Genomic DNA, 20,086 nt, shown 5'->3' with positions numbered 1-20,086 from the left:
TGGGATGGCCGAGGGAGATCGACCAAATCGGGGCGCCGCGCGTAAATCCTGGGCTCGGCATGAAAGCGCTCGCTCCCAGCCGCGGAGCCAATCAGCCATGTGGAGAAGAAGCACGGCAACCCGCGGGGATAACACCTAAAGACAGGGCGGATTTCCGCCTTTACTCAGGGTGTGAGGGCGGAGTTCCGCCAGAATTGTCGCGGCGCAGACCAAGCGCAACGGACAAGACCCGCCGGTGCTGGTCGGCGTAAGTTCAGGTGAGAGAAGCGAGAAGCAGGATGAACGTTGCCGGTGGAGCATGGCGATACGAAAGCAGGCGGTGGGCCCACACCGAGTGCCACTTATCTACCAGCAGCGTTGCGCGGCTGGGACGAGCCGATGGTAGGGAGCAGAGGTGTGAAGCAGAAGACTTTCGCCGATTCGTAATAGTCTCGGCTGGACCGGTGCCCGATTGCAGGCACCGGCGTTTATTGAACAGTACGGCCGCCGATTACTCTCGAGGCAGTGCTGCCTTTTTTTGATTGGCGCGCCGCGCCAACATGTTCAGCACCTCAACGCCAGCGGAGAACGCCATGGCGGCATACACATAGCCCTTGGGGACGTGGGCACCGAAACCCTCTGCGATCAGCGTCATTCCGATCATGAGCAGGAAGCCTAGGGCAAGCATCACTACGGTCGGATTGTCGTTGATGAACTTAGCCAGCGGGTTGGCCGCGACCAGCATCACGGTTACTGCGACAACGACCGCGATGACCATGATCGCCACATGGTCAGTCATGCCTACCGCCGTGATGATGCTGTCGACCGAGAACACCAGATCGAGCAGCAGGATCTGTGCGATCGCGGCGCTAAAGCCCATCACCGCAGCGTTCTCCAAAGGCTTGCCTTCAAACATGTCCCCGCCCGGCGTAGGGTCCATGCTGTGGTGAATTTCTTTGGTGGCCTTCCAAAGTAGAAACAGACCGCCTGCAATGAGGATCATGTCTTTCCACGACAAGGCATTGCCAAACAGCTCGACTACCGGCTCGGTGAGCTGAACGATCCACGCCACTGTGCCAAGCAGGCCCAAGCGCAGGATCAGCGCGAGGCCGATACCGATGCGCCGCGCTCGCTCCCGCTGATGCTCGGGAAGCTTGTTGGTTAAAATCGAAATGAAGATCAGGTTATCAATACCGAGAACCACCTCCATCGCGATCAAGGTAGCCAGGGCCACCCAGGTGGTGGGTTCGGAGAACAGCTGGATAAGCGATTCCATCAAGGGTCTCGAGGGTTAGGATGTGATGATGACGGTCCCGAAACAGAGGACCAAGGCGGCGAGAGCATATCCGGAACCCCTCATCGCAGAGAGCAGCAAGCCTGGGCTATTTGTTTCAAGACGATTCAACTCAAACTCGACGTCACGCCGCCCGCGTCATTGCTCGAAAAACCAGTTGATCGCCGTTCGAAATAGGAGTGGGATACGCCTCGATCACTATCGATCACACCTTCTTCCTACCTCTCGTGAGCTTCTACATGAACGCCTATCACATAGTCCTTTGCACCATCCTCAGCTTGGGTGTCTTGGGTACCGGGGTCCTGCTCGACTATCGCAATGCTGAAAGAGATCGCGCTGCGCGTACAACCGACTATTCGAACCCCAACACCCTTCTGACGGGACGGGCCAAGCCACGAGACGAGGAGGCGAACGGGAAAGTCTAGTCACTGGCCATTGAGCGAGGCTCCGTTTGCTGCCCGCCCAAGCTCGACCGGAGCGGCAATAAGCCGAATGCACGGCATGGGCTTCACTCGATCTGTGGGTGGATATCCGCTTAGCCTCGCTGCTTCTTCCAAGCCTGGCTGGCGATCACCAATAACGTCACCGCAGTCAGCGGCAGTACATAGCCCATCATTGCATCGCCGAAGGTTTCAGCGAACGACTCGCCAGCGCTTGTCATGACCAGATAGGCGGTATAAGCGATGTAATAGGCCAGGAACAGCAGACCTTCCCAGCGACTGATGCTGTAGCCAGTGAAAAATATAGGCAGACACGCCAGCGCCACCGCAATCATCACCGGAAAATCGAACGCCAGGGCACTCGCCGCCACCGCAACGTCCTGCGGTGCGACTAGCGCCGACAGCCCCAGCACGCAAAGCAAATTGAAAATGTTGCTGCCAACGATGTTGCCCACCGCGATGTCCCGCTCGCCCCGAATTGCTGCAAGTATCGAGGTGGCCAGCTCCGGCAGGGAGGTGCCAACGGCAATCACCGTCAAGCCGATCACCAATTCTGACAACCCCAGCGCGCGCGCCAGCGATACGGCGCCCTCCACCAGGAAGTTGGAGCCGACCACCAACAAGACCAGGCCAACGATGACCAGACCTGCATTGATGAAGCTGGAGTAGCGCTTGGGGTGCGCGTCGGCGCTGAACTCTTTGGCAAACTCGTCGCTTGCGGCGGCCTCGGCATTCGCGCGGCGGCTGCTTTGAATGAGGAACAGCGTGTAGCCGATTATCGCGGCGAACAGCAACGTTCCATCGAGACGGCTAAGCGTGCCGTCCCACGCCAATGCATAGGTGACCAGACTGGCACCGATCATGATCGGCACATCAAGGCGGATCAATTGACGGGAGACGATCAAGGGCGCGATTAGCGCCGTGAGACCCAAAATGAACAAGACGTTGGCGATGTTACTGCCGACCACATTGCCGATTGCAATATCGCCACTGCCCGCAAGTGCCGCCTGCACGCTCACCGCGGTCTCAGGCGCACTGGTGCCGAACGCAACCACCGTTAAGCCAATAATCAGCGGGGAAATACCGAATTGGGCGGCCAGCTTTGCCGCGCCGCGCACCAATACCTCTGCGCCAAACACAAGGAGCACAAGGCCTGCGATTAGATAAGCAAACGTTATAAATGTCACGGCACGGGTCCTCTAAAATCAGCGATACAGTGTGCTGCAGTAGCAACATACTAGATCACCCTATGCGTCGTGACGTTAGCAATCATGCGTTTCAAATAATTGCTGCAGCAGTCTGTCAGCAACCACTGCTCTTGCTAGCCATCCTTGTCCTCCCTAACGTGAAGGACCCGCCATGAATACCTTTTGCCACCTGAACCGTCAGCCTGAAACGAACGAAATTGGTCGGGCAGATAACGCCGCTCCGATTGAGACATGTGGAGATACGAGTGGTTACAGTAGATAAACACCCGGATCTGGCGCTGTTCGGGTTTGCCATCGATAGCAAGCTTCGAGCCTTAGGCTTAACCGAGCTTCTTATACATGACATTGCTTATGGCGAGCATGTACAGGCACCCGCCATAGTGATGCAGCAGAAAATGCTGCGCCCAGTCCAGTTCGAGATAATAGGGTCTGCGCTCGCGGAGTGGATACATCAAGCCCAGTTGCGCATCGACGAGAGCCTTTTCACGAGCCGTATGAATATTCCAGAACAGTTATCGACTCGTCAGCATGCTCTTATCGTCAAAGGTTGAGTGAAGTCATTGGCCTCGATCCTGCCATGTATGGCACCTCACACAATCAGACGTATGAAGGATGAGAGGTAGGAAGGCATCGCTGATCTATAGCAAGACGTCAAAATGATGCGCGCTTCGCTTTATCGATTTTTCGATCTAGGTCCGAATGGCCCCCAGCTATTAATTGCCTAAAGACGACACGTTTCGCATGGGAGTGATAATGCCAAGCACCCGATATCAATGGCAGGCAGGAAACTCTTTCGAGCTCTACGAGAATGGTCCGGCGTTTTTCCCTCGCATGCTGGAGTGGCTAAGCCAGGCTGTTTACAGCATTGACCTTGAGATATACCTGATTGAGGAAGGCGCTAGCCACCTACACCGACGATGTTATCTTCTTCGCCTGTAAGCTCGTCGACTGCATCACTTCACAAGGGATTAAAGTCCGTGACCGGTATGAAAAGTTGTCTGGGGAAAAGCGTCTAATTCGGCGAATAAAAACACTTGAGGAGAACACAGGTTTGATCCCTCCCGACAGTGCTTATGAAGGCTGGATGAGGGGGTGGGAACAGGATTTTAGCGGGGCAGATAATAAGCGCTGGTGGCATCGCAAACAGACGTGATGGCATCGATGCCCATCGTTTCCTGGTACGAACTGGAACGTGTGGTTTGTGCAGCATGAGTTTTGGTCAATTTTAAGAGAAAACGATGCATTAAGTGCGACGACGCAGCTACAACGGAGAAATGCTCGGAAACGTTCGTTCAAACGGCTACTAGCAATTAAGGCCACTCAGGTGGCCGCTTTTGGCCGGTTAGCGACGGCCTGACTTCGACCGTCGCTATACATGGTCAAACCTCGGTCTGCTCTGCCATTTCCAAGGCGTCGTCGACCTCAATCCCAAGATATCGAACGGTGCTCTCCAGCTTCGTATGGCCAAGCAGAAGTTGAACGGCCCGCAAGTTCTTTGTCCTGCGATAGATCAGTGATGCCTTTGTACGTCTCATTGTGTGAGTGCCATACATGGCCGGATCAAGGCCAATGGCTTGCACCCAGCCTTTGACGATACGAGCGTATTGACGAGTGGATAGATGGTCTGAGGTGTGCAGCCTGCTCGGGAAAAGGCAGTCCTGGCTACGGAGCTGGGCTTGGTGTATCCAGGCCGCGAGAGCAGACCGTGTTTGCTCAGTAATTTCGAACTGCACTGGTCGCTTCGTTTTCTGCTGCATAACCATTGCTCGTGATGACACATGCTCGCCATGAGCAACGTCGCATACACGGAGCTTGGTTAAGTCGCAGGCTCGAAGCTTGCTGTCGATGGCCAGATCGAACAAAGCCAGATCCCGGGTTCGTTCTGCAAGCTGAAGCCTTACTCGGATGGCCCAGATATCTCTCAGCCGGAGCGGGGTTTTCTGTCCGACCAACTTTCCTTTGTTCCAGGGCCGGCGGGTGCAGGTAGCAGTGATGTTCATGGCAAGTCCTCCACATGTGGGAGGACAAGCATGGCTAGCCAGAGAAGTGGTCGCTAACCGGCCAGAAGCGGACATTCACAGTGACTGAGGAATGAGGGGCGGGTCACTTTTGCTCGGATAACCTAACGTTGGAATTCAGCGGATGCCGTAGGCAGTCCGCTGGAATGACTTGTTAGGCAACAACTCCACTGCCTATGGGTTTATAGCGGATTTACTTAGGTTGGTACTCCAATGATGAATGGTGAAGGTTAATGCGCAAATTTCCCGCATCGTCTTTAACGTAACCCCACGTTTTGTCAACGGTAGTCACTTTCCCATTTTTATCTGTGAAGTGAACTTTCCCCATAGTAATTGCGCTATTGCCATCAAGAAAAATAGCAGAAGTGACAGGCTCACATTTTCTCCAGCCTTTTAGAGCAAAACCTGTGTCGGCAGGGAAGGATGGGTCACCGCCAACGAAATAAGATAGCGCACCGGCACGTGTGGGGCGAAATGTTTGAGGGTTCACCGTGAGCGTAGGCTTAAAGAGTACTGCGCCCATTTGGTAGGCGTAAGCGGAATCTATGACTTTCTCGGCCAATGCTCTCGCTGCTACTTTTCCATCCTTTTCGTATGCGGCGTTGATATCAAGAAGAGCAGCACACCATGCTTGCTGAGCTGTTAATGCTTCCTTCTCTGTTACTGCCTGATTTACAACGATGGGCTCGTTTGCGATTGAAGCGAATTCAAACACCCATCGAATTCCGCTTTTCCTCGAACAAGGTCGAGTATCGCAGGAACGTCCGCTTTTTCTGCCTTCCTGATTTCAATAATAAGAGTACCCTCTCTATGGATGCGCATAACGCCGCCAACACGCGCAGCTTTGTAGTGAAGGCGAAGCCGCAACCGAAATGGTGTCGCTATGCTTGGATTGGTTAGTGGCAGACGCCCGTGACGTTGGCTCTTGCCCAAAGCAGGCTCCCATGAAGCGTTGGCCGCCTACATTCTCTGCGGAGTGGTTGCCTCTCTAGTTCAGGCAACCAGCAGGTGACGTCTAACCGCGTGCTGTGCATCAGTCTTTCATATTCTTCCACGCGAATACCGAGGCCAAAATAATGATACCGATGGCAGCACCAAAGTATAACGTAGCGATCGTAGCGCCAATCTCTACCGCCTGCTCAAGGAACAGAACCATCAGTAGCACAACAGCCACTTGGCTTACTGTTATCTTCAAATCATGGAAGCTCTTAATGTCCAGAGGGTTTTGGGATTCTCTGTCATCATCAGACACCGGACGGATGAACAGACGATACAGGTTAACCGCCATGATCTGAAAAGTAATAGCGATCAGCAGGAGATCCAACAGCTTCAGGAGGCGAACCGCGAGGCTCTTGCCGTCGTCAGCAGAGACAGGTATATCACGTACTACATCCAGTGCGGTATTCCAGATTATGTTAACCGAGGCACCATACAAGAGCAAAGATGACACCGCACAGATAACGACTGCCACCCACACCATAAACCGACTACTTCTGAAAACTCTCTCGATCATAATTTCTCCGGGCCGCGTCACAACGTCAGTTACAGACTCACAATTTTCTCTTAGTCGGTTTCACCGGACCATCTACTATCTCGTTAATCAACCTCTAGATTGTGCTTTCTACGGCGTTAGCCGAACACTGGAGCTGTCGGATTACTGCTGGATTACTTCAAACGTTCGTGACCCTGACATGACCTGGAGAAAAGCCACTAACAGTGATTAGACCGAACGCTCGACTAATACGCAGCCTAACATTTCGCTAACAATGTTGACTTTTCTCTTGCGGATCAGTGTTTTATGCATCTTTCACTCCCTTCTGCTGCGACGTTATATCGAACGCGGTATAAGCCAGGGCGGCCGAATGCGGCATAAGCCCGCGCTTCACAGCATGTCGCCAAAGCTAGCAGGAATGAATGCTTGTGTGAGATAAGCAAGGCATCCATGCCGCCGAAGATGGGACTGCGCGTGAGCAGTTGTTTCCATAATGCTTTTTCTGCTGTTGATTGCCAAGAAATTAGTGGCCGCTTCTGGCCGGTTAGCGACCATTGCTCCGGCCAACCATCCTTGTCCTCCCACACCAGGAGGACTTGCCATGAACACCATTGCTACCTACAGCCATCAGCCCTGGAACAAAGGAAAATTAGTCGGACAGAAGGCCCCGCTCCGCCTGAGAGATATCTGGGCAATCCGGGTGAGGCTGCAAATCGCCGAGAGAAGTCGAGATCTAGCGCTCTTCGATTTAGCCATCGACAGCAAGCTGCGAGCCTGCGATTTAACCAAGCTCCGTGTGCGCGACGTTGCCCATGGCGAAAACCTGTCATCACGAGCCATGGTGATGCAGCAGAAAACGCAGCGGCCAGTGCAGTTCGAGATCACTGAGCAAACACGGTCTGCTCTCGCGGCCTGGATACATCAAGCCCAGCTCCGCAGCGAGGACTGCCTTTTTCCGAGCCGGCTGCATACCTCTGACCATCTCTCCACTCGTCAATACGCCCGTATCGTCAAAGGCTGGGTGAAAGCCATTGGCCTTGATCCAGCCATGTATGGCACTCACACAATGAGACGTACGAAGGCATCACTGATCTATCGCAGGACGAAGAACCTGCGTGCGGTTCAATTGCTGCTCGGCCATACGAAGCTTGAGAGCACTGTCCGATACCTCGGGATTGAGGTCGATGACGCCTTGGAAATGGCGGAGCAGACCGAGGTTTGACCATGTATAGCGACGGTCGAAGTCAGACCGTCGCTAACCGGCCAAAAGCGGACGATTGCTGGCAGGTATTCAAGCTATGTCCCCAGGCCCTGGGGAAATAGCTTGGGGTTTGAGAAAGCCTGCTTAAGGTGGTCGTACACCAATCGCACCCGCTTCGATACAGGACCCTGCTGCGGGCGGTATATGAACAGATCCCATGGTGCTGGAGCGTGATCAGCCAAAACGGCAACCAGCGTTCCTGACCGCAGATGAGGCTCAGCCAGATAGGCAGGAATTTGGCCAAAACACATGCCTGCCAGGGTGGCTTCCAATTCCGTATCTGGATCATCACAGATAAGCGCTGGCTGCCTGGGCGCGAACGTTTGCCCGTCGGCAAATAGCCAAGGCCAAGGGCGGCCATTTTTCCGGTCGATCAGGACTGAAAGTGGCAGCTTAGCTAAGGCATCCAAAGATTTAGGTGGTGTCTTTTGGCCTATGAGAGACGGGCACGCGACAACGTAAAACGGCACGGGAGCTAAGGCACGTGCAACGTAGCGCCGGTCGCGAATAACCCCCACCCTGATACCAATATCGATATGCGCCTCAACAGCATCAGTCATCTGATCTTCCAAGCGGAGATCGAATTGCAGGTCAGGATGTGCAGCGGCCAGGGGCTGAAGAAACGGTATCAGGAAGCGCCTGCCAATAGCATGTGGAGCCGTAATCCCCACCCTACCTGACAGCTCAGGCTCCGTCCTGTGCGACCGGAATAGCGTATCGAAATGATCCAGAGCTGACCTGGCATCTTTGGCGTAATCCTGACCGAAAGCAGTGATGCTCACCTGGCGGGTATTGCGGTGGAACAGTGATTCGCCAAGCTCAGTTTCCAGGGCTTGAATGGCTCGAGTCACCCCTTGTGGGGAGATGCCTAATCGAGTTGCCGCTTGGCGGAAGCTACCTGCCTCTGCTGCTGTGCAAAAAATCCTAACCATCTCCATGCGGTTAAGCATGTTGCCCCTCTCATTTATTCCATTTTCAGGAATAGCATAATCTAATCATTTCCATTTATTGAGATCAATCATGGGTCTAAAGTTTGCGCACTGCCAGGTTAACCAGCCATGGCGAAGTACAAACCCGCCGATGAGGTTCTCAGCATGAGCAATAACATTTCTGGAAAAGTTGTCGTTATCACCGGTGCCAGTAGCGGCCTGGGTGAGGTTACTGCGCGCCACCTTGCTGCGCTTGGCGCTCGCGTAGTGCTGGCTGCACGTCGCAAAGATAAACTCGACGCATTGGTGGCTGAGCTGATCAATGCAGGTGGTCAGGCAATCGCGTATCAGACCGATGTTACCTCTCAGGAAGAGGTCAAAACGCTCATTCAAGGTGCCGTGGACACCTACGGTCGCATTGATGTACTGGTCAACAATGCCGGACTGATGGCGATTGCACCGCTCAGCGATGCTCGCACTGACGAGTGGGATCGCATGATCGATATCAACATCAAGGGTCTGCTGTACGGAGTCGCGGCTGCATTGCCAGTCTTCCAGAAACAAAACAGTGGTCACTTCATCAACATCGCATCGGTTGCAGGCCTGAAGGTGTTTAGCCCAGGTGGCACCGTGTACAGCGGCACCAAGTTTGCTGTGCGGGCTATCTCCGAAGGACTGCGTCACGAAGTCGGTGGCAGCATCCGCACCACGACTATCGAACCGGGCGCCGTGGACTCCGAACTGAAATTCGGCAGCACCCACCAACAGAGCCGCGATTTCGTGGTGGACTTCTACAAGCATGCAATTCCCGCCGAATCGGTCGCTCGAGCTATCGCCTTCGCAATTGAGCAGCCTGCTGACGTGGATATTAACGAGATCGTTCTGCGCCCAACCGTGCAGGAATTCTAATGAGTTGAGGGCCTGTCTCTTCGGCGTCAGGCCCCGCTTATCTGGAGTGAAAAGCGGTGAGTGCCACATGGCCCGGAAGAAAAGAAGCAAGCGCTCGATGCAGGTGCTGAATGCCCTGCAATTCTTCAGCAGCTTGCAGCTGTTCGTGGGGCTGACAACGGATTGATGGCAACGGTTATGGAGAGCTATCTACGGGAAGAGTTTCCCAGTAGCGAAATCAGGAGCGATTCGCAGAACAAGTCCATTGACGAGACCATCTCCATCGTCCGCTCCTACCTGCGGTAGAGGCACCAGGGTGCCCTCGGTGAGGGAAAATTTAGTTAGCTAGTAAAGGAAGCGACATCATGAAATCACGTGCAGCAGTTGCCTTCGGGCCTGGAAAGCCACTGGAAATCGTCGAGATCGACGTCGAGCCGCCGCGCAAGGGCGAGGTGCTTGTCAGGATCACGAATACCGGCGTTTGCCATACCGACGCCTTCACCCTGTCGGGCGAGGACCCGGAAGGCGTGTTCCCGGCGGTGCTGGGCCATGAGGGCGCCGGCATCGTGGTCGAGGTCGGCGAGGGCGTGACCTCGGTCAAGCCGGGTGACCACGTGATCCCGCTGTACACCGCCGAGTGCGGTGAGTGCCTGTTCTGCAAGAGCGGCAAGACCAACCTGTGCGTGGCGGTGCGCGCCACCCAGGGCAAGGGCGTGATGCCCGATGGCACCACCCGCTTCAGCTACAACGGCCAGCCGATCTACCACTACATGGGCTGCTCGACCTTCAGCGAATACACGGTGGTGGCCGAAGTCTCGCTGGCCAAGATCAACCCGGACGCCAATCCCGAGCATGTCTGCCTGCTGGGTTGCGGTGTGACCACCGGCATCGGCGCTGTTCACAACACGGCCAAGGTTCAGCCGGGTGACTCTGTGGCCATCTTCGGCCTCGGCGGCATCGGGCTCGCTGCAATTCAGGGGGCACGCCAGGCCAAGGCAGGTCGCATCATCGCCATCGACACCAATCCAGCGAAGTTCGAGCTGGCTCGTACCTTCGGCGCGACCGAATGCCTCAACCCGAAGGACTTCGACAAGCCGATTCACGAGGTTCTCATCGAGATGACCGGTTGGGGTGTCGATCACACCTTCGAGTGCATCGGCAACGTCAACGTGATGCGCTCGGCACTGGAAGCAGCACATCGTGGCTGGGGCCAGTCGATCGTCATCGGCGTGGCTGGTGCAGGCAAGGAAATTTCGACGCGCCCGTTCCAGTTGATCACCGGTCGCACCTGGAAGGGCTCGGCTTTCGGCGGGGTCAAGGGCCGCACTCAACTTCCCGGCATGGTGGAGGACGCAATGAAAGGCGAGATCGATCTCGCCCCGTTCGTCACCCACACCATGGGCCTCGACGACATCAACAAGGCCTTCGACCTGATGCATGAAGGCAAGTCGATTCGCACGGTGATCCACTACTGACCGCCCACTACCCATTCAACGCCAACCACCAAGGAAATTAATCATGTCCACTCCTGTCATTTCTGGCGATGGCATCTTTTCGCACATCTTTATCGGCGCTGCCGACCTTCAGAAGTCGGTCGCGTTCTACGACGCCGCTCTGGGTGCTCTTGGCATCAAGAACCTCGGTCCTTTCAACAACGGATGGGTACTTTTCGGTCGCGAAAAGCCGGCTTTCATCATCGCCCGCCCGGGCAATGGTGAAGCGCCTTCCAGTAACGGCGTGACGATCGGCTTTGCGGCCGCCACTCCCGCTGAAGTGGATGCCTTCCACGCCGCCGGCCTTGCCGCAGGCGGCACTGACGAGGGCCAACCTGGCGCACGTGGTCACCTGCCGGGTGCCTATGCGGCCTACCTGCGTGATCCGGCGGGCAACAAGGTCTGCTCGTACACCTTCGTCTGAAAGCAAGGAAGCTGAGAGCGTTCTGACAGGGTCAGCACAAGCCTCTATTATACGGCGAGCCTGTTAGACGGACTGCGTAACGCGGTGCATGCTCATGAAGATCGGCCCGCAGCCATGTGTGAAACGCATGGCTGCGGGCATTTGTTTTGAAGCGTGCTTTTCAACCAATGAGAAATGAGGTCGTTATGAAAGAGCCGGCCAATATCAATACGACGACCGTACAACCCACCCCAACCGCCACCGTGTACGGCATGCCGGCTTATGCCGATCGTGCTGCAGCCGTGGGTGAAGTGCATGCGCGCCCGCATCTGTTGCTTGAGGCCCCCCGCGGTATATTGCAGCTCGCTTTCATGACCGAAGGTGACCAGACCAGGGATCAGATGGCGATGAGCGAGTTGTCTCATCGCTTCGGCGTTGCCGAGCCCGACCACGCTACGCCGCTACACGGCATGACATGGGATGAGGGAGACCTTCACTGTGAAAAGCACACCGAGTTCTCTACGTATCTCTGGTGCGCTTCGCTGGATTCCAAGACGGGAGAGCCTTGCGGAGAAAATCCCTTCAAACATGGATTTGTTCCTCCGGGCCCGGTCATATCCGGCATCCGCTTGAGACTTCTTCCGTGGATACCAGAAACGGAGAAGGAGGCTGATCGCTTCGATCCTGCCAGCCTGTGCTACTCGTTGGTAGAGAACGGCTCTGCCGCCATCTTGACCGACTTCCGACAGGATGAGGATGGCCTGACGCAGATCCTCATCCTTGCTCGTGATTTGACCCCGGCGCGGGCAGGTGCGCTGGCTCAACTTCTATTGGAGATCGAGACGTACCGTACCTTGGCGTTGCTGTCTCTGCCGTTGACGCGATCGATGACGTCGGAGCTGCGACACATGGAGTCGCGCCTTGCTGCGATCACTGACGAGATGTGTACGAATTTGGTAGAACGCCGCGATAGCGACGTGCTGCTTTCCGAATTGACAGGTCTGGCCGCCGAACTGGAAGCTGGCGTCGCGGCAAATCTCTATCGCTTCGGCGCCAGCCGTGCCTACTACGAGATCGTCGAGGAAAGGCTGGCTGCGCTTTCAGAAGTGGCCGTATCCGGATACAGCACCTGGGCGGATTTCCTGCAGCGTCGCATCGCTCCAGCCATGCGGGAGTGCCAATCCGTAAAGGAGCGCCAGGCCAAGCTCTCCGACAAACTGACCCGAGCCATCGCGTTGCTGCGTTCGTGGATCGACGTCGAACTTGAACGCCAGAACCGCGATCTGCTGGCTTCGATGAACAACCGGGCCAAGTTGCAATTGCGCCTTCAGCAAACCGTCGAAGGCCTGTCGGTCGCGGCAATTTCTTATTACGTCGTGAGTCTTCTCGGCTACCTGCTCAAGGGCATTCCGATCGTTCACGACAGCGTGGCGCCGGTGATGGCGGTTCTGGTACCTGCGGTGATGCTGACGATCTGGTGGATCGTCCGCAGGATAAGACACGCCCACAGCGACACGGCGGCGGAAGAGAAATCTTCCTGACGAGCTGCCGTCCTGGCGCGCGATAGCTGCGCCGTCCGTTTGAACAGAGGAGAACAACATGCCAAGCAATTCTTTCGGTGAATCCTCTTGTACCGCTGCGGCCTGCATTGAAGCGTTTGTAGACCTTATTCCAGTAGCCAAACGCCTTGGGCAGGTCTCTCCAGGGACATCCCGTGCGCATGCGGTACAGCATGCCCTCCACGGTCATTCGTAGATCACGCTTGTTGTAGATGGCCTTGTGCAGCAGAATTTCCCGCAGCTTCGACCAATGCTCATCGCTGAGCAGTAATCGGGGCATTGCAAGCTCGTATCGATGTTGGGTCAGAGCTTCAACGATACGGGCTTGCTCTTATAGATCAATGGGTTAGCGCGAAATGGCAACAGACCCTAGCAAACCAGTTCAAATAACGTGGCGCAGTAGTTTTATCAGGTCCAAATGCGCCGTTTGGCCTGCGTCAGTTTCCCGGCGGTCTCCAGCTGTACATACACCAAACGCCTCTGGTCATCCACCGCGTCGCAACTCCCTGACACCCCGGCCCAGCTTGCGGCGCAACAGGGCCCGCAGGGTCACCCCATCCGAGTACCCGACCTGTGCGGCGACTTGGTCGACGCTCGCGTTTCCGGTGCGCAAGAGATGGACGGCATGCTCCACGCGCAGGTCCTGGAAATACGACAACGGTGTCTTGCCCAAAACGCTTTGCAGCCGCCGCGCCAAGGTGCGCTCGCTTGTGCCCGCGGCGCTGGCCGCCTCGGCCAGCGAGAACCCCTTCGCGAGCTGACTTCTGGCCCAGGACTCGAAGCGCTCCACCATCGGGTCGGCATGCGCAAGGTGGTCGGGAATCACGAACTCGGCTTGCGAACTGCGTGCCTCGACCAGCAGATAGCGTGCTACTAGGGCCGCCAGCGCCGGACTGCGCCCCCGGATGATGCGCAAGGCCAGGTCGACGTGGGCCAAAGCGGCACCCGCGGTAGTGAAGCGTGTCGAGTTCACGATCATGCGTGACTCGTCCAGCGTGACGTTCGGATAGCGCTGCCGAAACATCGGCCCCAGCCACCATGACGTCGTCGCACGATGCCCATCAAGCAGGCCACTCTCTGCAAGCAAGAAACTACCGGAGCAGGCGGCACCAAGGTGCGCGCCAGCGGTGGACCACTGCTGTAGCACGGCGACCGCATCGGGCACGTCGGGGCGTGTGAGCCGAGCCGAGAGCGTGTCAGGCATCTTTTCACCAAACGCGGGCACGAGCACGACGTCTGGTTCCGGCACACCACGCGCAGTGACCACGGGGACCGTCAAGCCTTGCGCAGTTCGGATGCGACGCCGCACGCCCACCAGCGTGAGCTCTATGTGCGCGGGAGCCTGTGGCAGCGAGCCCGACATCGCATTGGCCAAGCCCACTGTGTCGGTGAGCGCCGCAAGCCCCAGATCAAACACGCCATCACAAACAAGGATGTGGATTTTCATGGCAACAATGATATCAATGTTGTCATTATTGTCTATAGAGATGGCTGTCATGAAGACTTAGACTGCAGGCTCGTCGATCCATTCATCTAACCCAGTTACCCAAAGGATTACAGTATGACCAAGCTCGCCCTGTTTGTTCGCCTCGAAGCCAAACCCGGCCAGGAGGCTGCGCTTGCCGACTTCCTGGCCAGCGCACTGCCGCTCGCCAACGCCGAGTCCGGCACCACTGCCTGGTTCGCATTGAAGTTTGGCCCTTCGACGTTCGGTGTGTTCGATGCCTTTGCCGATGAGGCAGGTCGCCAAGCACATCTGAACGGCCAGATCGCCGCGGCCTTGATGGCCAACGCCGCGACCTTGCTCAGTTCTCCGCCCAATATCGAGAAGGTCGAACTGCTTGCAGCCAAACTGCCTGCATGACAACCCGGCCTTGACCCAATCAGGTCACGCTGCAGGATGGGGGGCACAAGCTCTACGCAGCGATCCCCCCCTCGATTGCACTTGCCCAGGGAGCTACCTTCCACAGCGACGGGGGGCAATATTGCAGCCAGAACTTCCAAGCTGCGTCAGCAAGCAGGGGCAACATCAGGGCTGGCTGTGATGTTCCGATTCGTCGGGTAGTTATCGAGAAGTACCGACTGTTTGCAACGTGTCGGTACCGAGAGCCGTCTGGGCGAGCCAGATTTCCGGCCCATTGGAAGTCCGCAGTCCGCAAGCGCGGATCGATCGAGCGATTTGTTGAAAATCAACGACCTAGCACCGGGCCGTTCGGGCTAGTGAGGGTTTCTGGGGGGGCGTAACGATTCGAACTCCTGCAGGGGCTCGGTGGGGTGGAACCCTGCGCCAAACCTATGTAACTCAGCGCCTTGCGACCGCTGCAAACTCCTGCGGAAAGGTGCGGAATCCGGGCCTTGATGCCCGCAATCCTACCAGTTCTGCCCTGGTCGGGTCACCAACCGAGCGCATCAGACAGGGCGCCAGTTCTATTCCCGTTTGGGAATTGAACCCGCGTCAGCATCCACTCATCCGACGTTCGATCAGGCGGTGACGAACCGCTCCCGAAATGCTCGCCGGACCTGGTCGTAAGGCACAGGGCTGGTGGCGTGCGGGACCAGCGCGCTTCTGTCGCCGATGAGGTAGTTGATCCGGTAGGTGCAGTTTCCGGAGGGGTGCAGCATGCCGGCAATCACCCGGTCGGGATTCAGAACCCGCTCCTGGATCAGGCGGTCCAGCACGCTCTGGACCTACGGCCCCAAGCCAACGAACATGGCATCTTTCAGTTCTTCGACTTCCGCCGCGAAGTGCTACAGCAGGTACTTCCTCAGCAAGGGGTGCTTGGTCATATCCGGTGAGCCACGGTAATCGTCGTCCTTTACGAATACCGGATAGCGCAGACATTGATTTTCGTGCGTTAGAGAGGGCCTCGCTGCCCAAAAGCCTCACGCGCAAACTCCAAGAAGCTGCGCAGCTTTGGAGTCATTCTTCGGTCAGGGGCATAGAGGATGTGCATTGCGGTATTCGGCACCGGGTACTGCGGCAACAGACGCACCAGTGTCCCATCGCGCAGTGCATCGCTAACCAACTCTATCGGCTGTAGAACCACGCCTAGACCAGCTACAGCCGCTGCCAGCAGTGGATCACCTTGATTGATCGTTAATTTGCTTGTAATAGGAACATCTATACGCCCCTCCGGGCTGTCGAAGCTCCAGTGTGAGCGGCCATCAGAATAGGTAAACCCCAGACATTCCTGCTGCTGTAGATCCCACGGATTGATGATGGGAGGGCGACGTGCAAGATAGGACGGCGCAGCGCATAAAACCATCTGATAGGGCTCCAGTGGCAATGCCTTCAACCCACTGCTCGCCAGCTCGCCGATGCGAAATACCACGTCGTAACCATCATCAACGATATCGACCAGTTCGTTCGATAACGTTAGGTCAACAGACACCTGAGGATACCGAACCATGTATTCCAGCAGGCGTGGCGAAAGCGTGCGGATTCCGAACGTGACCGGCGCGTTGATGCGAAGGCGGCCGCTTGGTGTGCCCCGAGTGAGGGCAGCCAGGCTCTCGGCAGACTGCATGTCTGCAAGGATCAGTTTTGCTCGCGGGTAGAACGCCCTGCCGAAGTCGGTGAGGCTTTGCCTGCGCGTAGTCCGGTGCAGCAGGGAAACACCCAGATGTTGTTCGAGCATTTTCACCTGTTTCCCTACCAATTGAGGGGACAGATTCAGGTCGTCCGCAGCGGCGCTGAATGAACCCAGCTCAACTGTTTTGACGAACGTGGCCATCTGGGTCAGGCGATCCATTATAAACACTCTGTTTCTAGTAATACGCCATCGTAGGCATTTATCTAGCGCCAACCAATGACTAAATTTTTGTCACCTTTCGAGTGCCCGGATACCTTCCGGATGTACGTCGAGGCCCATTGATAAACGAGGTATTTATGATGGCACGCATTGTCAGAATTCATGAATACGGTGACGCCAGCGTTCTGAAGCTGGAAGATCTGGAAGTATCGGCACCAGCAGCAAACGAGGTGCAAATTAGTGTTAAAGCTTTTGGCTTGAACCGAGCCGAAGTGATGTTCCGCAATCACGCATACCTACAAGAAGCGGAGTTCCCCAGCCGCTTAGGCTACGAGGCCGCAGGCATCGTAACGGCAGTTGGGAGCGACGTAACCGAGATCACGATTGGTGACTCGGTCGCTCTGATCCCACCTCTGGATATTGCTCGCTGGGGCACCTACGGCGAGTTGGCCAATGTACCGGCCCACCTGGTGGTAAAGAGCCCTGAGAACTTGTCCTTTGAAGAGGCTGCGGCGTCTTGGATGCAGTACGTCACCGCCTGGGGGGGATTGATTGAACAGGCGAAGCTACGTCAGGGCGATTTTGTCATCGTTACCGCCGCGTCAAGCAGTGTTGGCTTGGCCGCCTTCCAAATGGCTCGTATGGTCGGCGCCACATCGATTGCGATCACTCGAACTCACGCGAAGAAGCAAGCCCTACTTGATGCAGGCGCTGCGCATGTCATCGTCAGCGATGAAGAGGATATCGTCGAGCGTGTTATGACGATAACTGCCGGTCAAGGCGCTCGCGTTGTATTCGATCCTGTAGGCGGGCCGTCCTTGGAACCTCTCACGCAGAGCATGGCGCGGGGCGGAATTTTGCTGGAGTACGGCGCACTTAGCTCTGAACCGACACCATTCCCACTGTTTACCGTGCTGGGCAAAAGCCTGACTTTGAAGGGCTATCTCTACGCAGAGATTGTGGCCGACCCTGAAGCCCTAGAGAGAGCAAAGGCTTTTATTCTGCAAGGGTTGGAGTCCGGTGCGTTGCGCCCGATCATCGCAAAGACATTCACACTTAGCGACATCCAGGATGCCCATCGTTTCCTTGAAGCCAATCAGCAGATCGGCAAGATCGTGGTAACTGTCTGACCAGCAATTATGGGGCTGAGAGCGTAATCCTTCGGCCCCGACTCAAGCCAGCCCTGATGACCGCTTTTGGCCGATTCTGTGTATCCGTCCGGCCAACACACCTTCTTGGCCCCGACGCCAAAGGCGATGGTGTCCACCTGATTTAAGTGGACACCATTTCTAGCCTTTTATGCCGCTGGGCAAACCTATTTTCCCGAGGGCGTGGCGCGGCCGGGTTGGTATCAGCCAACGGACAGAGGTGTTGAGCGCAGGCTGGGAGAAAGACTCGCTTGGCTGCGCTCGCTCGATGATGAGACGCCGCCAGAGGCGGACGCCTGATCGGTCCATCCGAAACCTGCCCATCGTGATCTCACAAACTACAGGATAAGCACATGCCAGCCTCTTCTTTCGGTGAGTCCTCGGCGCATATCAGACGGAGACGCGTTGCCCACTATCTACGCACGGAGTCTGGCGCTGCGGTGCTGCTGGTGATCGTCACGGTTGTGGCGCTCGTGTGGGCGAACTCGCCGCTATCTAACGCCTATTTCGAGTTGTGGCACCTAGACGTCGGGTTCAACTTCGGGCCACTGCGCCTACACATGGATCTGCATCACTGGGTCAACGACGGCCTGATGGTCGTCTTCTTCTTCCTGATCGGACTGGAGGTGCGTCAGGAGTTCGCCCACGGATCGCTCCGTGACCGCAGCCGTGCCCGCCTCGCCCTGATCGCGGGGGTCACGGGAGTCGTGCTTCCCGCGCTGGTGTATGTCCTGATCGTGAAACTAGCCGGAAGTGAGGGCCTGCACGGGTGGGGTGCGGTGGTCGGCACCGATACGGCGTTCATGCTGGGCACCTTGGCGATCGTCGGCCCGCGGCTATCGGGTCAGTTGCGCGTGTTCCTGCTCACCCTGACCGTGGTCGATGACTTCCTCGCAGTGTCCATCATCGGCATCGTCTATAGCGAGGAGATCCGGATCGTCCCGTTGCTTATCGCCCTCGCCAGCCTCGTTGGATTGTGGTTGTTGGGGCGCACCCGCCAGTGGCGGGCGACGCCGTATGTGTTGATCGTGATCGTGCTGTGGTTCGCGACCGTGTACTCCGGCATCCATGCCTCCCTGGCCGGGATGGCTGCGGGGCTCCTGATCCCCGCCTACGCGACGCAGCGTCACAAAGTCGTCGCGGCAAGACAACTGTTCCGTGACTTCTGGCAGTCTCCGAGTGCCGCATCGGCCCACGCGGTGGACCGCGGACTATCCCGCGGTATCTCTGTGAACGAGCGGCTGCACGAGTTCCTGCGGCTTCCGGCGGCACTGCTGATCGTGCCGGTGTTCGCCTTGGCGAACGCCGGGGTGGATCTGCGTGGCGGGTTGCTCGCTGAGGCCTTCGGCTCGCCCGTGACCTGGGGCGTCATCTCGGGACTCGTGCTCGGTAAGCTTCTAGGCATCGGGCTCATCACTCTAGCCGCAGTCCGCCTCGGACTGGGGCGCCTGCCGATGGGCGTCGGGATGGGGAGCGTGTTCGGTGGTGCGGCGCTGTCCGGGATCGGTTTCACCGTGTCGCTGCTCATCATCGGGCTCGCGTTCGGTACGACCTCTAACCTGGGCCGCCAGGCGACGGTCGGGGTGCTCGTGTCGATGGTACTCGCCACGTTGCTGGGGTGGCTCATATTCAAGGTCGCCGCTCTCAAGTGGGGGGAGGAGACTGCCGATTTGCCGATGGTACTTGAGCCACCAGTCGATCCGGAGGTCGATCACATCCGCGGTCCGGAGGACGCCCAGCTCACGCTCGTGGAGTACGTTGACTTCGAGTGCGCGTACTGTGCACACGCCACCGGTTCGTGGGACGATCTGCGCGCCCACTTCGGGGACGACCTGCGGTATGTGGTGCGCCAGTTGCCGCACCACCCCCACGGGCCGATCGCCGCGCGGGCGTCCGAGGCGGCATCGAACCAGGGGATGTTCTGGCCGTGGCTGGACTTCGTGTTCACCCGTCAGCATGCGCTGGAGCGAGAGGACTTGATCGGCTACGCCGCCGAGCTGGGTCTTGACATCGATCGGTTCATCGCGGATCTCGACAGTCCCGCAGTGATAGAGCGTGTTGAGCGTGACCTCGTCAGCGCGGTCGCCAGCGGTGCGCACGTCACTCCTACGTTCTTCATCGAGGGGCGTCGTCTGCTCGGCAGTTACGACGCCCGCACTCTCACCGCAGTGCTCGAAGCCAGTCGCCGCGGCCCTCGCACTCAGGAAGTCCCGTCCTGAGCG

At 57.1% G+C, this 20,086-nt stretch carries 19 protein-coding genes and 2 pseudogenes; 10 read left to right on the top strand and 11 right to left on the bottom strand.

The features are described from left to right. Positions 1–490 precede the first annotated feature (490 nt). The gene (locus P5703_RS09580) at positions 491–1,255 is read right to left on the bottom strand and encodes a TerC family protein (RefSeq protein WP_017244576.1); all 765 of its coding nucleotides are present in this window, start codon (positions 1,253–1,255) and stop codon (positions 491–493) included. Between the two features lie 553 nt (positions 1,256–1,808). After that, complete coding sequence (locus P5703_RS09575) at positions 1,809–2,900, bottom strand: calcium/sodium antiporter (protein WP_017244578.1); 1,092 nt, start codon at positions 2,898–2,900, stop codon at positions 1,809–1,811. A 266-nt stretch (positions 2,901–3,166) separates the two neighbouring features. Between P5703_RS09575 and P5703_RS09570 the strand changes: the two genes are divergently transcribed. Further along, entirely contained in the window at positions 3,167–3,472 is a 306-nt protein-coding gene (locus P5703_RS09570) for a site-specific integrase (protein WP_017244579.1), read from the top strand. Positions 3,473–4,300: 828 nt separating this feature from the next. On the opposite strand, the gene P5703_RS09565 is transcribed toward P5703_RS09570, so the two are convergent. From P5703_RS09565 to P5703_RS09555, 3 genes are all read right to left on the bottom strand, one after another. Continuing rightward, on the bottom strand, positions 4,301–4,921 hold the full coding sequence (locus tag P5703_RS09565) for a tyrosine-type recombinase/integrase (RefSeq protein ID WP_003152807.1): 621 nt from the start codon (positions 4,919–4,921) through the stop codon (positions 4,301–4,303). Between the two features lie 211 nt (positions 4,922–5,132). Further along, positions 5,133–5,654, bottom strand: a complete 522-nt coding sequence (locus tag P5703_RS09560; RefSeq protein WP_272468214.1) for a metal-independent carbonic anhydrase family protein — start codon at positions 5,652–5,654, stop codon at positions 5,133–5,135. A gap of 318 nt (positions 5,655–5,972) precedes the next feature. Next, complete coding sequence (locus P5703_RS09555; RefSeq protein ID WP_017244573.1) at positions 5,973–6,452, bottom strand: YqhA family protein; 480 nt, start codon at positions 6,450–6,452, stop codon at positions 5,973–5,975. A 580-nt stretch (positions 6,453–7,032) separates the two neighbouring features. On the opposite strand from P5703_RS09555, the gene P5703_RS09550 reads away from it, so the two are divergent. Then, positions 7,033–7,653, top strand: coding sequence for a tyrosine-type recombinase/integrase (locus P5703_RS09550; protein ID WP_015278136.1), 621 nt, complete (start codon positions 7,033–7,035; stop codon positions 7,651–7,653). A gap of 74 nt (positions 7,654–7,727) precedes the next feature. Here the strand turns inward: P5703_RS09550 and P5703_RS09545 are convergent, their stop codons facing one another. Next, on the bottom strand, positions 7,728–8,642 hold the full coding sequence (locus tag P5703_RS09545) for a LysR family transcriptional regulator (RefSeq protein WP_046618255.1): 915 nt from the start codon (positions 8,640–8,642) through the stop codon (positions 7,728–7,730). A gap of 144 nt (positions 8,643–8,786) precedes the next feature. Between P5703_RS09545 and P5703_RS09540 the strand changes: the two genes are divergently transcribed. From P5703_RS09540 to P5703_RS09520, 5 genes are all read left to right on the top strand, one after another. Continuing rightward, on the top strand, positions 8,787–9,530 hold the full coding sequence (locus tag P5703_RS09540) for an SDR family oxidoreductase (RefSeq protein WP_046618274.1): 744 nt from the start codon (positions 8,787–8,789) through the stop codon (positions 9,528–9,530). Between the two features lie 60 nt (positions 9,531–9,590). Beyond that, the gene (locus P5703_RS09535; protein ID WP_013970887.1) at positions 9,591–9,815 is read left to right on the top strand and encodes a metal-sensing transcriptional repressor; all 225 of its coding nucleotides are present in this window, start codon (positions 9,591–9,593) and stop codon (positions 9,813–9,815) included. A gap of 59 nt (positions 9,816–9,874) precedes the next feature. Continuing rightward, positions 9,875–10,984, top strand: a complete 1,110-nt coding sequence (locus P5703_RS09530; protein ID WP_003291553.1) for an S-(hydroxymethyl)glutathione dehydrogenase/class III alcohol dehydrogenase — start codon at positions 9,875–9,877, stop codon at positions 10,982–10,984. Positions 10,985–11,027: 43 nt separating this feature from the next. Continuing rightward, positions 11,028–11,426 carry a VOC family protein gene (locus P5703_RS09525; RefSeq protein ID WP_017514589.1) on the top strand — a complete coding sequence of 133 codons (399 nt, stop codon included), beginning with the start codon at positions 11,028–11,030 and terminating at the stop codon, positions 11,424–11,426. Positions 11,427–11,611: 185 nt separating this feature from the next. Further along, on the top strand, positions 11,612–12,946 hold the full coding sequence (locus P5703_RS09520) for a DUF3422 family protein (RefSeq protein ID WP_042927609.1): 1,335 nt from the start codon (positions 11,612–11,614) through the stop codon (positions 12,944–12,946). A gap of 103 nt (positions 12,947–13,049) precedes the next feature. Here P5703_RS09520 and P5703_RS09515 read toward each other — a convergent pair. From P5703_RS09515 to P5703_RS24005, 3 genes and pseudogenes are all read right to left on the bottom strand, one after another. Continuing rightward, positions 13,050–13,244 (bottom strand): annotated as a pseudogene (locus P5703_RS09515) (transposase); the annotation flags it as partial. 204 nt (positions 13,245–13,448) lie between these two features. Further along, positions 13,449–13,757 (bottom strand): helix-turn-helix domain-containing protein, encoded by a 309-nt coding sequence (locus P5703_RS24010; protein ID WP_374367937.1) that lies wholly within the window; start codon positions 13,755–13,757, stop codon positions 13,449–13,451. A 123-nt stretch (positions 13,758–13,880) separates the two neighbouring features. Further along, positions 13,881–14,411 (bottom strand): annotated as a pseudogene (locus P5703_RS24005) (DJ-1/PfpI family protein); the annotation flags it as partial. A 114-nt stretch (positions 14,412–14,525) separates the two neighbouring features. Between P5703_RS24005 and P5703_RS09505 the strand changes: the two are divergent. Beyond that, positions 14,526–14,828: a putative quinol monooxygenase gene (locus P5703_RS09505; RefSeq protein WP_007182542.1), complete on the top strand. Its 303-nt coding sequence runs from the start codon at positions 14,526–14,528 to the stop codon at positions 14,826–14,828. A gap of 617 nt (positions 14,829–15,445) precedes the next feature. Here the strand turns inward: P5703_RS09505 and P5703_RS09500 are convergent. After that, positions 15,446–15,643, bottom strand: coding sequence for a hypothetical protein (locus P5703_RS09500; RefSeq protein WP_023082110.1), 198 nt, complete (start codon positions 15,641–15,643; stop codon positions 15,446–15,448). Between the two features lie 176 nt (positions 15,644–15,819). Further along, complete coding sequence (locus P5703_RS09495) at positions 15,820–16,716, bottom strand: LysR family transcriptional regulator (RefSeq protein ID WP_013970892.1); 897 nt, start codon at positions 16,714–16,716, stop codon at positions 15,820–15,822. A 140-nt stretch (positions 16,717–16,856) separates the two neighbouring features. On the opposite strand from P5703_RS09495, the gene P5703_RS09490 reads away from it, so the two are divergent. Both P5703_RS09490 and nhaA read left to right on the top strand, forming a co-directional pair. After that, positions 16,857–17,846: a zinc-dependent alcohol dehydrogenase family protein gene (locus P5703_RS09490; protein ID WP_042927614.1), complete on the top strand. Its 990-nt coding sequence runs from the start codon at positions 16,857–16,859 to the stop codon at positions 17,844–17,846. 371 nt (positions 17,847–18,217) lie between these two features. Further along, complete coding sequence (gene nhaA / locus P5703_RS09485; RefSeq protein ID WP_046618251.1) at positions 18,218–20,083, top strand: Na+/H+ antiporter NhaA; 1,866 nt, start codon at positions 18,218–18,220, stop codon at positions 20,081–20,083. The last annotated feature ends 3 nt before the right edge of the window (positions 20,084–20,086 follow it).

Source organism: Stutzerimonas sp. FeSN7 (assembly GCF_030263795.1).
GTDB classification, from domain to species: Bacteria; Pseudomonadota; Gammaproteobacteria; order Pseudomonadales; family Pseudomonadaceae; genus Stutzerimonas; species Stutzerimonas stutzeri.
Note: the sequence above shows the minus strand (reverse complement) of the source record. Positions and strands in the feature narration are given on the sequence as shown.

Excerpts from the sequence above, each read along its gene's own strand:
- P5703_RS09580 (WP_017244576.1), bottom strand. The coding sequence starts at position 1,255 with ATGGAATCGCTTATCCAGCTGTTCTCCGAACCCACCACCTGGGTGGCC.
- P5703_RS09565 (WP_003152807.1), bottom strand. The coding sequence starts at position 4,921 with ATGAACATCACTGCTACCTGCACCCGCCGGCCCTGGAACAAAGGAAAG.
- P5703_RS09555 (WP_017244573.1), bottom strand. The coding sequence starts at position 6,452 with ATGATCGAGAGAGTTTTCAGAAGTAGTCGGTTTATGGTGTGGGTGGCA.
- P5703_RS09550 (WP_015278136.1), top strand. The coding sequence starts at position 7,033 with ATGAACACCATTGCTACCTACAGCCATCAGCCCTGGAACAAAGGAAAA.
- P5703_RS09545 (WP_046618255.1), bottom strand. The coding sequence starts at position 8,642 with ATGCTTAACCGCATGGAGATGGTTAGGATTTTTTGCACAGCAGCAGAG.
- P5703_RS09540 (WP_046618274.1), top strand. The coding sequence starts at position 8,787 with ATGAGCAATAACATTTCTGGAAAAGTTGTCGTTATCACCGGTGCCAGT.
- P5703_RS09530 (WP_003291553.1), top strand. The coding sequence starts at position 9,875 with ATGAAATCACGTGCAGCAGTTGCCTTCGGGCCTGGAAAGCCACTGGAA.
- P5703_RS09525 (WP_017514589.1), top strand. The coding sequence starts at position 11,028 with ATGTCCACTCCTGTCATTTCTGGCGATGGCATCTTTTCGCACATCTTT.
- P5703_RS09520 (WP_042927609.1), top strand. The coding sequence starts at position 11,612 with ATGAAAGAGCCGGCCAATATCAATACGACGACCGTACAACCCACCCCA.
- P5703_RS24010 (WP_374367937.1), bottom strand. The coding sequence starts at position 13,757 with ATGGTGGAGCGCTTCGAGTCCTGGGCCAGAAGTCAGCTCGCGAAGGGG.
- P5703_RS09505 (WP_007182542.1), top strand. The coding sequence starts at position 14,526 with ATGACCAAGCTCGCCCTGTTTGTTCGCCTCGAAGCCAAACCCGGCCAG.
- P5703_RS09495 (WP_013970892.1), bottom strand. The coding sequence starts at position 16,716 with ATGGATCGCCTGACCCAGATGGCCACGTTCGTCAAAACAGTTGAGCTG.
- P5703_RS09490 (WP_042927614.1), top strand. The coding sequence starts at position 16,857 with ATGGCACGCATTGTCAGAATTCATGAATACGGTGACGCCAGCGTTCTG.
- nhaA (WP_046618251.1), top strand. The coding sequence starts at position 18,218 with ATGCCAGCCTCTTCTTTCGGTGAGTCCTCGGCGCATATCAGACGGAGA.